The 12,193-nt window shown below is 50.8% G+C and carries 6 protein-coding genes, 2 tRNA genes and 3 pseudogenes; 5 read left to right on the top strand and 6 right to left on the bottom strand.

Going from position 1 to position 12,193, the window contains the following annotated elements:
- Nucleotides 1–112 precede the first annotated feature (112 nt).
- On the top strand, nucleotides 113–646 hold the full coding sequence (locus tag LT85_RS18445) for a hypothetical protein (protein WP_038491747.1): 534 nt from the start codon (nucleotides 113–115) through the stop codon (nucleotides 644–646).
- A 48-nt stretch (nucleotides 647–694) separates the two neighbouring features.
- Here LT85_RS18445 and LT85_RS18440 read toward each other — a convergent pair whose 3' ends face one another.
- Entirely contained in the window at nucleotides 695–1,279 is a 585-nt protein-coding gene (locus LT85_RS18440; protein ID WP_253273572.1) for a LysR substrate-binding domain-containing protein, read from the bottom strand.
- 1,260 nt (nucleotides 1,280–2,539) lie between these two features.
- Between LT85_RS18440 and LT85_RS18435 the strand changes: the two genes are divergently transcribed.
- Nucleotides 2,540–2,926, top strand: a complete 387-nt coding sequence (locus LT85_RS18435; RefSeq protein ID WP_038491744.1) for a hypothetical protein — start codon at nucleotides 2,540–2,542, stop codon at nucleotides 2,924–2,926.
- Nucleotides 2,927–3,144: 218 nt separating this feature from the next.
- Here LT85_RS18435 and LT85_RS18430 read toward each other — a convergent pair.
- From LT85_RS18430 to LT85_RS18420, 3 genes and pseudogenes are all read right to left on the bottom strand, one after another.
- A pseudogene (locus LT85_RS18430) lies at nucleotides 3,145–4,082 on the bottom strand (IS481 family transposase).
- 58 nt (nucleotides 4,083–4,140) lie between these two features.
- On the bottom strand, nucleotides 4,141–4,479 hold the full coding sequence (locus LT85_RS18425; protein WP_038491741.1) for a hypothetical protein: 339 nt from the start codon (nucleotides 4,477–4,479) through the stop codon (nucleotides 4,141–4,143).
- 549 nt (nucleotides 4,480–5,028) lie between these two features.
- On the bottom strand, nucleotides 5,029–5,409 hold the full coding sequence (locus LT85_RS18420; RefSeq protein WP_052135300.1) for a hypothetical protein: 381 nt from the start codon (nucleotides 5,407–5,409) through the stop codon (nucleotides 5,029–5,031).
- A 618-nt stretch (nucleotides 5,410–6,027) separates the two neighbouring features.
- On the opposite strand from LT85_RS18420, the gene LT85_RS18415 reads away from it, so the two are divergent.
- The 3 genes and pseudogenes from LT85_RS18415 to LT85_RS27690 form a co-directional block, all read left to right on the top strand.
- Nucleotides 6,028–6,102: transfer RNA gene (locus LT85_RS18415), tRNA-Arg, on the top strand.
- Nucleotides 6,103–7,239: 1,137 nt separating this feature from the next.
- Nucleotides 7,240–7,452: pseudogene (locus tag LT85_RS27695) on the top strand (ESPR domain-containing protein); the annotation flags it as partial.
- Nucleotides 7,453–7,947: 495 nt separating this feature from the next.
- Nucleotides 7,948–10,392 (top strand): annotated as a pseudogene (locus LT85_RS27690) (YadA family autotransporter adhesin); the annotation flags it as partial.
- A 155-nt stretch (nucleotides 10,393–10,547) separates the two neighbouring features.
- Here LT85_RS27690 and LT85_RS18400 read toward each other — a convergent pair.
- A tRNA-Thr gene (locus LT85_RS18400) sits at nucleotides 10,548–10,623 on the bottom strand.
- A gap of 74 nt (nucleotides 10,624–10,697) precedes the next feature.
- The gene (gene xylB / locus LT85_RS18395) at nucleotides 10,698–12,188 is read right to left on the bottom strand and encodes a xylulokinase (RefSeq protein ID WP_038491738.1); all 1,491 of its coding nucleotides are present in this window, start codon (nucleotides 12,186–12,188) and stop codon (nucleotides 10,698–10,700) included.
- Nucleotides 12,189–12,193: the final 5 nt, after the last annotated feature.

Below are 12,193 nucleotides of genomic sequence, written 5' to 3'. Positions count from 1 at the left end.
TTTACACATTCTCTACAAAGAATGTTGTCAGTGGTTTGACTAAAAATCTCTATCGATCCAAGAATGGATCGACAAAATTTCGTTTTAATTTTCCGATTTAAAAGGCGTATTTATGGCGCTCAACAATTTTTTTAGAACCTCTAGAGAAAGCTGGTTTGCGTTGGATAAGCATGGCGGTCTGCTGATCGTGCAGACTTTGCCAAATAGGGTGAGATGGGCGCTGGTATTTCCCATCGGACTGATGATGCTTTTCTTGGTCCGTTATTCGTTTGAATATTTCACGCAGTTTTTTCATTGCGGCGAATTTACAAACCATCTATTCAATATTATTTCTTCCTTTGTTATGTGCTTCGCGTTCGTCAATTTTGGTGCTGCGACCGCTCCGCAACGCAGGGCAGGGACCGCAATTATCCTGGCGCTTTTATTGATTGTAATTTCGCTCGGAGTTTCCGGGTGGAGTTTTGCACACGTCAGAAGCATTGACCGGACATGGCTGATTAGCTTCCTGATTGCTTCGATTGCAGGTGCAGTCGCAGCCGCATTCAATGTGGTTCAGGCGGGACGCTGGAAGTTGGAAGGACACGATCGTACATTAACCAAATTTGCGAAAATACGATTGTGCAATTTGTCGCTGCGACGGCCGTAAGCCATTGCATGGTTGTTGGTTTGTATGCGAAAAAAGAGGGCAGGAATCTCAATCCAGCTTAAGGCTCTGTGAAAGATAGTTGAACACAATCGACAGGCGCCGTAGATGTCGCGATTCGGTATGCGTGAGCAGCCGTAGTTCCGCTTGGCATTCATCGAGTACTTCGGTAAGCTGAGTGAGATCAGGCTGATTTTGCGTCATGAAGATAGGCAGGATCCCAATCCTAAGGCCTTGGCCGACGAGTTCAGCTACGGTCAGGATGCTATTTACTCGATAGGTCGGACTGATCCTTGGGAAATGTTTATTGCGCCAGATCACCAAAGGATGCTCTGGCACGGCGTCATCGGGGGCAATCCAACTGCTCTTGCCTGCAACAAGGGCGTCGAACCTCTTCATTCCTGCATTCTTCGCAGAAAACAGCGCAACCTGAATCGGCCCTACATACTTGCCCACCAGATGCTGGGGCGGCTTCTTCGTGGCGCGGAGGGCAATATCCGCGCCGCGTCGGGTAAGGCTTGTCAGTTCATTTCCGGCATGCAAATCAAAACTCAACAGTGGATGACTTCGATGAAGTAATGTCAGCGCCGGGGCGACGAGTCCATGTAGGATGGTATCGGTCGTGATGATGCGCATCGTGTCCCGACACTTGCTCGGGATTCGTCTGCGCCACCGAACGCGCCGTTTCAAGCTGAACCTCCATCTGCTCCCCATGGCTGGCCAGTTCCTGAGCTAGTTCTGATGGCAAATAGCCGACGCGCGAACGGTCGAAGAGCCGCCGCCCCAAATTCTTCGCGATCCGCAGCAGCGTACGAAACACTGTGGACGCATCCACCGTAAGCCGCTCACTGAAACACCATATCCGCACCTGAACCCCGAGGATGCGCTGGAAAGGGCGAAGCATAGAGGGTGGATTGAATTTGGTTCAGCCGTCCTCAACACAATCGGCGCTTTCTATAACGCAGCCGATGAACATGTGCTCGGAGCCAAAGCAGCAGACATCGCGGGCAAGTTCGAGCAGATCGAAGCGCAATTAATCAATGGCCCTTACTTCGCGAGGAACGCTTCACCATGGCGGATGCGATACTTGGGCCAGTGTTTCGCTATTTTGATGTGTTTGAGGAATTCGGAGAATTTGGATTTTTCAAGCATACCCCGCGCGTACGTGTTTGGCGAACAGCGCTTGTGCACTGAGACTCCATCAGACACGCCGCCAATCCAGCCTATCCGGAGTTGCTGCGCTCATTCTTGCTGGCGCGAGGAAGTGGGCTTTCAGTTCACATCAGGACAGCCGCAATTGGCCAACGGTGGGACCACAATATGGCCGCCGGCGCGACAACCCGCACGAAGACACGTGCAGCACGTCTACGCCAACAAAAAAATCCGCCGCACGCGGAAAAATTCAAATGGGGGAAATTCGAGAAAGACGCAAAATTATCGATGAAAACAATGCTCGATAAATTGTACTAAGAGGCTGTTGCGAACACAGATGGCTAGGCGCGCCGACGAAGACAGTACGAGCAGTACGGCTAGGAGCGGATGGCCGCCCCGACGCAACAACGCCAGGTTAATTTCGCAACAGCCTCTAACTCAAACCTGAACTGACATTCGCTATGGACATCTCTTTTCGAACCCAATCTGAAGCCGTCAGTTGTCTTTCCGAAAGAATGGCGTTCACGTGAAATTCAGTTCGCCTGATCATTTCCCCCGGGTGATACGCTGGTTCCCGATGAACGAAAAGGGGACGCCTTACCGTACCGTCGTGTGACGTCCAGTAAACGAATACTGCCACTTTTGACAGGGTGCTATCCGGATTTTTATGACCTACCATTAATTGCGCAGAAGCGGAACAGATGCGCCTGGCTGCCTCCTACTCCCTATGAAAGGAAATTCACAATGAGTAACGTACCTGCAATTGGAACTTATAAATCTGCGGACAAGAATTTCACATTGAAGATTTCTTCGGCGAATCCGTCGAATGGTGTAATTACTGGCGTTTACAGCTCCAACTACGGCCCTATCGGCGCATTTTCGGTGGAAGGGAATGTCGGCACATATGGCTGGGTCTTCAACAAAGGCCAGGGAAAAGATGGCGTTGCGCCATTTAATCTTTCCTTCGGCGGTGCTCAGCGCCCGGATCAGCGTCCTTACAATATCGTTGATAATTGGAATGGCGCCTATTTGACGGACAATACTATCTTGGTTGAAGGAACCCGTTCTTTCGTCAACAGCGATGGAGTTGTCGAAGTAGGCAGCCTCGGAACTATGCGATTCTCTCTCTGATACAGCCTTACGGAGTTGTTATACAGGCCTCTTGTAAAAAATCAGTTGAGTAACAAGCGTGCGTAATGTTCTCTGGTGTAGAGCGATAGCCGCAAATTTCGTTGCACCAAAATGAGATGGGTACAAGGGACCTGTATTGATCAAGCTTCTATTCGCTGATAGATTCAGCGCATAAAATGTGTGATTCGCAGACATCATTTCAATTTTCTCAGGGCTAGTTAAGCACGATAGCTCTGCTCCTGGATATGCTCTTTTGACGGGTCGAAGTTCGCCGCAACTTCTTCCCATAGAAACCTTGTCTGCAAGGCTGCTGAGGCGTTCGATAAGTGTCTTGCCTTCTAAGGAACTATGTGAGCGGTCCCAGTTGTAGTAGTGCTGCCATTCTGCAAGCAAGCGGTGAAGCTCTGGATCTCTGGGGTCGACAGTTGCGCAGAACTCATCGAGATCAGTTCGTTGTGAGCGTTCAACATTGCCATTCAGTTGGGGGGACGCCGGTTTAATTGGTCTAAATTTGATACCCCATTCCAGAAGCTGCTCCTGAAATTTGATAGCAAAAAATTCGCGCCCGCGATCGGTCTGAATCCGTTGAATGGCAAATGGCATTTGCTCTATGACGGCATCAAAGAAATCCATCGTATTGTTTGCGGTTCTGCGTGAATAGAGCCGTAGAACCTTATAGCGTGTGCGGTCGTCAATCACTGTGTACTGATAGATCCCCAGGTGCGATCTTGCAGACATCCATTTGTACGCGGTCACCTGACGTTGGACGACTGTATCTGATGAACGGCTTTCTGAACGCACGCTTGTGATTCAGATGCGGCTTTTTAAGACGATCCAAGGCCTTGTGAATGGTCGATGTCGACAACGTAAGATCATACAGTCGCCGCAGTTCGTTTTGAATCCGACGATGTCCCAATTTGCGCTTCCGAAGATCCGCGATTTGCTGCTCGTACTCTGGTTGAACTTTCCGACTTGGCGACGTTTTTGGCCTGCTGCTCTCATCTTGAAGATTCGTCAATCCATGTTCTAGATATCGCCGCCACCACTTACCCAGTGTCGGCCTTGAGATACCGCAGCGCAGACAAGCCGTGCCCGCGTTGCCGAGTTCCTCATACAGCTGAATCCATCGTAATCGTTTCCGATTTTCGTCGCCCATCGCCTCATTTTAATTGAAACGATGTCTGCGAATCACACAGCCGAAATCAATTGTATTTCTACGGATGTTTGCTGCAGTTTGTCTTTTGCACAAATGGAGTCATGCTGGTGGCGATAATTTCGTCGATCACAATGAGCGAGGCAGCATAAGCAATGGTTCGCTCATAGTCGGGCATGCTTGGATGTATATTCTGTGCGAGATTCACCAAGATGTTTTTATATTGCTTTACATTAGTCAGGGGATCGCCCGACTTCTTCAATACTAAATAACGTCTCACTTTGTTGACGATTACTTCTACCGCATACTCGACAGGTTCACCATAAAGTGACAGCGTTGCCAGTCCCAAAATTCTCTGGATACTCTCATTGAGTATTGGATCCTCCAGATACATCTCCATTTAGAAATCTCCGAAATACTATAAAGAACAGCATCATTGCTGAAATGATTCCTGGCCGTCCAGTGGAAAAAAATGTCATTTTTCAATTGTTTTCAAATAAAATTCCCAAGAGAAAATAAGCGTCTGTTTTGATACACAAGAAGTCACCTCCGATGCCTGAATTCGATCTTCCATCCGCATCAATCTTCTAACCTTTTTTCTGGACGTGGCCTTGGCTGTGCTTGCAGCCGTATTCTGCCGGCACGGTGGCGCATGTAGTGCTTTCCCTTCACAGCATGCGCCGCTGCGTTTTTTTGACCGCCTGCATTACCTCTTCTATTTCGTAAAACTACTCCGACTCGTTGGTATGATGATGAGAATCAGCTATCGGTCGGGTTCTTTGGAAAAGTGGCGCGGATCGCCCGTGTGCATCAGGATAATTGGAAGACAAAGTATCAAAAAAGGGCCGGCATATCGCTATGCGGCCCGGCCCTTACTTGGTTTTAGCGCTATCGATCAAACATTGATTTCCGATGCATTGTTACGCCATTTAGTAAATACCCACTAAATCTAAGGAGCTGCGTTCATGTTCCCATCCACGGATTGGGACTGCCACAAAAGCCGGTGATAGGCAAATACTCCTCTTACCCCATTGATGAACAGCACCATAACAAAGACAGCCTGAAATAAGCCTGCGCCACCCATTGTCTTTATAAGTAATATTTTTTCGATCAAAAATAGCACCACACCAATCACTGCAAACATTTTCGAATATTTTTTAATCCTCCAAGCAATGAAGGCAAATAGAGCCGCATCTAGGTAGGCTGTTCCATCGATGGTGGCAATTTTCTTTTGAGCCGCCATCGCTATGGTGGAAAAAATAGCGGTCACGATTGCAACAATGATAGCCGCCCAATAACCGTATTTAACTGCCTTCTGTGCAGATTCCATATCTACGAATTACGGCCACAGCCAGCTTGATTTTTTTGGGGTATTCATCACTTAACGTCTTCCCCCGATGATTGAGTGTCTTCTTAGCCGCCAACACCTTCGGCGCGACGATCCTGAGCATATCCGACGATGTTCTGGGCGGCCAGTCCGTTTGCAATTTTGTAGCCAAATTTCCAACTAGGCACCTCAGCATGTAATGCTCGTTGGACTTTGTGCCAGTTGCCCGGCCAGATTTTCCCGTACTATTCGGTAGTCTGCTATTAACGTTTCGACATTTAGTTTCAATGCCAAGGCATTCCTTGCATCGACATCGATTTCAGTTGCGAGCGCTCATTTCTTAGCCCCCTGACTTCGTGCGAAAGGTTTTTGCTATACTCCTGCCTTTAGTGCGAACTTGAGCGCGCTAACGTTTACCGACTGCGAGTATGGATGCCATACGATTCCTCTTGTTTTGTGGTCGAGGGTTGTAGAAGATCTGTAGCGGTCAGAGCGTTAGTTCATATGAGTTTGCACCGAAAGAAATATGGGGGAGTATTGGAGAAAATCCTGTAAGTCATTGAATTTATTGTGTTAATCAAATAAAATCGTAGGCTTATTTCACCCTTTGAATTTCACTGTCTCGCCATAGTTCAATGGATAGAACGAGTGCCTCCTAAGCGCTAGATACAGGTCCGATTCCTGTTGGCGGGACCATCCCCATTTTCCCATTCTCAGCATAAAACTCCATAAACCATGTGTTTAGGGAACTTTGCGCTTTTTTTCAAAAATGCAGAGTTTTACAAAAGCGCTGAAAAAAACTGTCAATTACAGGTAGCGCCATCTCAAGCCGCTTTGTGCGGCTTTTCTTACGCCCTAGGCCTTCACATTACGTGACGAACGTATCGGGTTCCTGGCATTTAAAATGCAGCCCCCCACGCCTGCGCGCTGCGTTAAAGGGTCTGCTTTTAACGCAGCGCGCAAAAGCGTGAACCTCCCATATGGTTTACGTTTGCACGGGAATTTGTCCGCAAGGTATTGACACAAAATGACGCACTATTGATGTGAACCCCTGGTCCAGTCGCAGGGGGTCACATCATATTGGACCGAGTCGTTGCGATCAAATCTCGACAACAGTGTCACCGCTTGAAACAGATCCATGTTGACCTATGTGCACTAGGCTTTGAGGGATCGTACAACAGACTTGTCACCTTTGCGTGGCAGCGACGAATGGATCAGTGCGAGAGGGGCAGTTCAGCAAGCAAAGGAATGACTTTTATTTGAATGTAAAAACAATAAAATTTACATTTATTTTATGTTAAACACTGTTAAATATTATGGCTATTTGAAGAAAACCACCTATATTGTTTTAAATCAATATCTGGTTGGCAATTTTTTGATTGGTTGAAATCAACAAATTCTGTTTCAACGCCAAGAGTAGAAGATTGGAGTGCTGAACATGGCATTACAAGGCTTTATTCGACACGCATATTTTGACCAAGTGTTCTTGAAGGAAATCGCTATTCGCTTGGTGATATCCAGAAATAGTTTTAGACGCTACCTACATTTGGTGTCCCTTTTAGAAGTCGACACATCTCCAGCGTTGATAATTCGCACCTCATCAAGTCCTCATCCTGATTTAAAACAAAAGCTACCAAATCACGAACGTAGTGTCGTAATTTGAGACGGCTCTATGGGTGTTAAGCCTTGAGGAAACATATAACCGAGGGGGAGCTTTGACGATAGCAACTGCTGGATAAATCTCATAAGCAAGGGAGGAGACAAAAAATTAAGTCATGTCAATAACAACTCAAAAGCAAGATTCATGAATGCGGCAATGTTCATCGCAAATTAATGCTTGAAATTCAATGCAAACCAACAACGCTATACATTTTTCCTAACTGGCTTTTGCGTACTTTTCCTTTAAATCGAACTGATTATTTTTATAGGGGTACAAAAATGAACAAAATTTTCAGAGTTATTTGGAATAAAGCCACCGGTCAATGGTGTGTGGTTGGGGAGCTAGCAAAGAGCCAGAGCAAAGGGAGAAGCTGCGTCGAAGTATCATCAAATGCACAATCGTTTGCATCGATAGCACAAAGAGGTGCTATAAGGCAGATCGCTCAGAACATTGCAGCTATTTTCCTCTTGGGGGTTTTTGCCGACACTGCATGGGCAGGGGCGATAGGCAATTGCAACGGAAATGCTGGTGCAATAAATACTTGGGGGATTACAGGTATCTCGAACTGGGCCACGACTACTTGGTCCGGCAACGAAGGAAATTGTGGTACTGGCACGGGAGTGATTTTATCAGAATCACCGAGCGCGAACGGCGGAGTAGCTGGTTCTGATGCTTATATGTGGATTGGCGCCACGGGCAATAATGCCACAGGTGTGATTACGCTTTATGGTCCTTCCGGCATAAATTTTAAAGGTAACACAGCTGTAACCGGGACATTTTCCAGTAGTGGTCTTGCGACGTTTTCTAGCGGTGCCAGTCTCGCAGGAAATAAGCTTACAAATGTCGCCGCCGGTACGGTAGCAACTGACGGAGTGAATTTTAGCCAACTAACCTCACTATCGACTTCAACTTCGACTGGCCTGAGCACGACCAATAGCAACGTCGATTCGCTGTCGACCTCAACATCGACAGGGATCAGCACCAACACCAGCAACATCGGTTCGTTGTCCACTGGCTTGAGCACCACCAATAGCAACGTGACGTCGTTGTCGACGTCGACATCGACCGGCATCAGCACCAACGCCAGCAACATCGGCTCGCTGTCGACTGGCCTGAGCACCACCAACAGCAACGTCACGTCGTTGTCGACGTCGGCCTCGACCGGCATCAGCACCAACGCCAGCAACATTGGTTCGCTGTCGACTGGTCTAAGCACGACCAACAGCAATGTGACTTCGCTATCGACCTCGACCTCGACTGGCATCAGCACCAACGCCAGTAACATCGGTTCGTTGTCGACTGGTTTGAGCACCACCAACAGCAATGTGACTTCGCTGTCGACGTCGACGTCGACAGGGATCAGCACCAACGCCAGCAACATCGGTTCGCTGTCGACTGGCCTGAGCACGACCAACAGCAATGTGACTTCGTTGTCGACCTCGACCTCGACAGGGATCAGCACTAACGCCAGCAATATCGGTTCCTTGTCGACCGGCCTGAGTACGACCAATAGCAATGTGACATCGCTGTCGACTTCTGCCTCGACAGGGATCAGCACCAACGCCAGCAACATCGGTTCGCTGTCGACGGGGCTGAGCACGACTAATAGCAACGTAACGTCGTTGTCGACGTCAACCTCGACCGGGATCAGCACCAACGCCAGCAACATTGGTTCGTTGTCGACCGGCCTGAGTACGACCAACAGCAATGTGACATCGCTGTCGACGTCGACTTCGACCGGCATCAGCACTAACGCCAGCAACATCGGTTCGCTGTCGACCGGCCTGAGCACGACCAACAGCAATGTGACATCGTTGTCGACGTCGACATCGACTGGCATCAGCACCAACGCCAGCAATATCGGTTCGTTGTCGACCGGTCTGAGCACCACCAACAGCAACGTAACCTCGCTGTCGACGTCAACTTCCACAGGGATCAGCACCAACGCCAGCAACATCGGTTCGTTGTCGACGGGAGTTGCTAACTCCGTTCAATATGATAACCCTGGCCACACCAGAGTTACTTTAGGAGGGGTTGGCGCGACAACGCCCGTGACTCTTACCAATGTGGCTGCCGGTGTGAATCCAACCGATGCTGTGAATTTCAGTCAGTTATCGTCTTTGTCTACTTCCGCGTCGACCGGCATCATGTCGCTGTCAACTGGTTTGAGCACGACGAACAGTAACGTGTCATCGCTGTCAACATCGACGTCGACAGGAATTAGTACGGCACAAAGTGGTGTAAATTCACTGTCGACAGGTTTAAGTACGACTAACAATGCGCTGTCATCGCTATCCACATCCACTTCTACAGGTTTGAGTGCCGCCAGCAGCGGCATTACATCGTTGTCGACTGGCTTGAGCACGACAAACAGCAATGTGATGTCGCTGTCGACCGGATTGTCATCATTGTCGACAGGACTGAGTCAAATTACAGGTCTTTCAACCGTCAATGCCGCGCTGACTCCGTTGGCGGATGCTTCAAATAATGCGGCTGCAAATGGAGCTACTCTAGGAGGCACTACGATTGGTGGTGCCAACGCCAACGGTACCGTGCAAACTCGGAGTACGACAGGTACTGCGATCATTGATGTTACGGCGGCCACGTGTAGTCATATCAGTGGCATAGATGCCACCGGTTCGGGCCTATGTGCACAGGCGACAAAGGACGGTGCGACAGCCTTTGGTTCTAACTCCCAAGCAACTGATGTCAATACTACAGCGGTAGGTTTTCGAGCGTTGGCCTCGCAAGCCGGTTCAGTGGCGATAGGTAATAATGCCCAGGCAACCGGTGATCCTACCGTCGCGATTGGTCAAAACTCACTGGCTTCAGGCAACAATGCAGTAGCAGTGGGAGCAACGGCGCAAGCGACAGGTGTAAATTCGGTGGCAATGGGGTCGAACGCTCTAGCGGCAGGAGACAATTCAGTGGCGATCGGCGCCAATTCCGTGGCCAATGAGGCAAACACATTGTCGGTGGGTTCGACAGGTAACGAGCGCCGAATTACCAATGTGGCGCCAGGGATCAATCCGACTGATGCGGTAAATGTATCTCAACTTCAAAATGTCCAAAACCAGATTGGTGATATCAAACGCATTGCCTACTCCGGTGTTGCCATGGGTGCGGCTCTTTCAGGTGTGGTGATGCCGACTATAAATCCTGGAAAAAGGGGACTAGGAGTGGGATTGGGCTCGTATCAGGGCTATAACGCGCTTGCGTTGCAATTCAAACAGGTTAGCAGTAGCGGTAATAGCGCTTGGGGTGCGGGGGTCAGTACTACGGGGCAAAACACTGTCCTCCAAGTCGGATACGGCTTCACCTGGTAGATTTTACCGGCAGCACATCACACTGGTGTGCTGCCGTGGATCAGCGATGGTCGATCTAGTAGTGGATAGCGTATGGATCAATATGAATATGGGCTGACAAAGATTTATCTGGCTACGCCAGAAAGCGTTCGGAGCCATATGAGATATGGAACATCTGGTGCCGGAGAGAGGAGTCGAACCCCCGACCTCTTCATTACGAATGAATTGCTCTACCAACTGAGCTACACCGGCACTGTTTTTGCCAAGAGACCATGCAAAAACACAAAATATATTCTATCAGCAATTAATGCCTTAGTTGATACAACTCAGTGCGCTGGTTGTTCGGCGTCGACGATGCGTTCTGGGCGGCAGCGGTAGATTTCGCGGTAGGCCACCAGGCGCGGCTGCAATGCCTTGTGGCGCAGCGGATTTGGCGTGAATACTTCACGCATTGGTGGCTTGGCGCAGATGACGGCTTCTTTATCCGGCTGGTCGTTCGTCGCTAGCCATGCCAGTCGTGCTGCGCCGAGAGCGCCGCCGGTTTCGCTGCCGATATGGGTAATCATCCGCACATTCAATGCGTCGGCAATTAGTTGCGCCCAGTAGGGGCTGCGTGAGCCGCCGCCAACCAGCGACAGTTCGCTTACCTCGGTGCCGGCCGTGTGCAGGGCTGCGAGGCCGTCGGCCATGCCGAAGGTGACGCCTTCAATCACGGCATAACCGAGCGCGGCGCGGCCGTGGGCGTGCGATATTCCATGGAATACGCCTTGTGCGTAGGGATCGTTGTGGGGTGTGCGTTCGCCGGATAGATAGGGGAGGAAAAGCGGTGCGTTTTCGAGCTCTGCCGCGCTTAGCGCTGCGATTTCCGTTAGCAGGGTGGCTTCATCGACGCTGACCAGCCGACAGAACCAGCGCAGGCAGCTGGCGGCGGAGAGCATGACGCTCATCTGGTGCCAGCGGCCGGGGAGGGCGTGGCAGAAGGCGTGCACTGCCTGGGCAGGATTGGGGCGGAAGCGGTCGTTGACGACGAACAGCACGCCGGAGGTGCCGAGGGAAATGAAGCCGTCACCGGGATTGACCGCTCCGATGCCGACTGCGCTGGCGGCGCCGTCGCCGCCGCCGCCGGCGACGATGACTTGCTGCGACAGGCCCCAGGCATCGGCCACCTCGGGCAACAGCGTACCGGACGATTCGCCGCCTTCCACCAGGCGCGGCATGTGTGCTCGGCGCATGCCGGTGGCAGCCAGCAATTCATCCGACCAGTCGCGTTTGGCTACGTCCAGCCACAGTGTGCCGGCAGCATCGGAGGGTTCGGATACCTTGTTGCCGGTGAGTTTCAGGCGCAGCCAGTCCTTGGGCAGCAGCACAGCCGCCATGGCGGCGAATATGTCCGGTTCGTGACGCGCCAGCCACAGCAGCTTGGGGGCGGTAAAGCCGGGCATGGCGAGGTTGCCTGCGATCTGGTGCAACTGCGGTGCACGCTCGGTCAGCTCGGCACATTCGCTGACGCTGCGCAGGTCGTTCCATAAGATCGCCGGCCGCAACACCTTGTCATGCGCATCCAGTATGACCGCGCCGTGCATCTGGCCAGACAGGCCGATGGCGCGCACATCGCGGAATTCCCGCGGGGCCTTGGCGCGCAGTTTAGCGATGGTGTCGCAGGTGGCTTGCCACCATTGTGCAGGATCCTGCTCCGACCAGCGCGGCTGTGGCCGGGAGACGTCGAGTGCACAGCCGGCGTCGGCGCGCAGATTTCCTCCCTGATCCATCAGGACTACCTTGACTTCCGAGGTGCCCAGGTCGATGCCCAGATACATTTGCA

Origin of the sequence: Collimonas arenae (genome assembly GCF_000786695.1) — a bacterium.
Classification (GTDB): Bacteria; Pseudomonadota; Gammaproteobacteria; order Burkholderiales; family Burkholderiaceae_D; genus Collimonas; species Collimonas arenae_A.
This window is presented reverse-complemented; position numbering and strand designations above follow the sequence as displayed.

Coding starts and splice junctions, on each gene's coding strand:
- LT85_RS18445 (WP_038491747.1), top strand. CDS start 113: ATGGCGCTCAACAATTTTTTTAGAACCTCTAGAGAAAGCTGGTTTGCG.
- LT85_RS18440 (WP_253273572.1), bottom strand. CDS start 1,279: ATGCGCATCATCACGACCGATACCATCCTACATGGACTCGTCGCCCCG.
- LT85_RS18420 (WP_052135300.1), bottom strand. CDS start 5,409: ATGGAATCTGCACAGAAGGCAGTTAAATACGGTTATTGGGCGGCTATC.
- xylB (WP_038491738.1), bottom strand. CDS start 12,188: ATGTATCTGGGCATCGACCTGGGCACCTCGGAAGTCAAGGTAGTCCTG.
- LT85_RS18425 (WP_038491741.1), bottom strand. CDS start 4,479: ATGGAGATGTATCTGGAGGATCCAATACTCAATGAGAGTATCCAGAGA.
- LT85_RS18435 (WP_038491744.1), top strand. CDS start 2,540: ATGAGTAACGTACCTGCAATTGGAACTTATAAATCTGCGGACAAGAAT.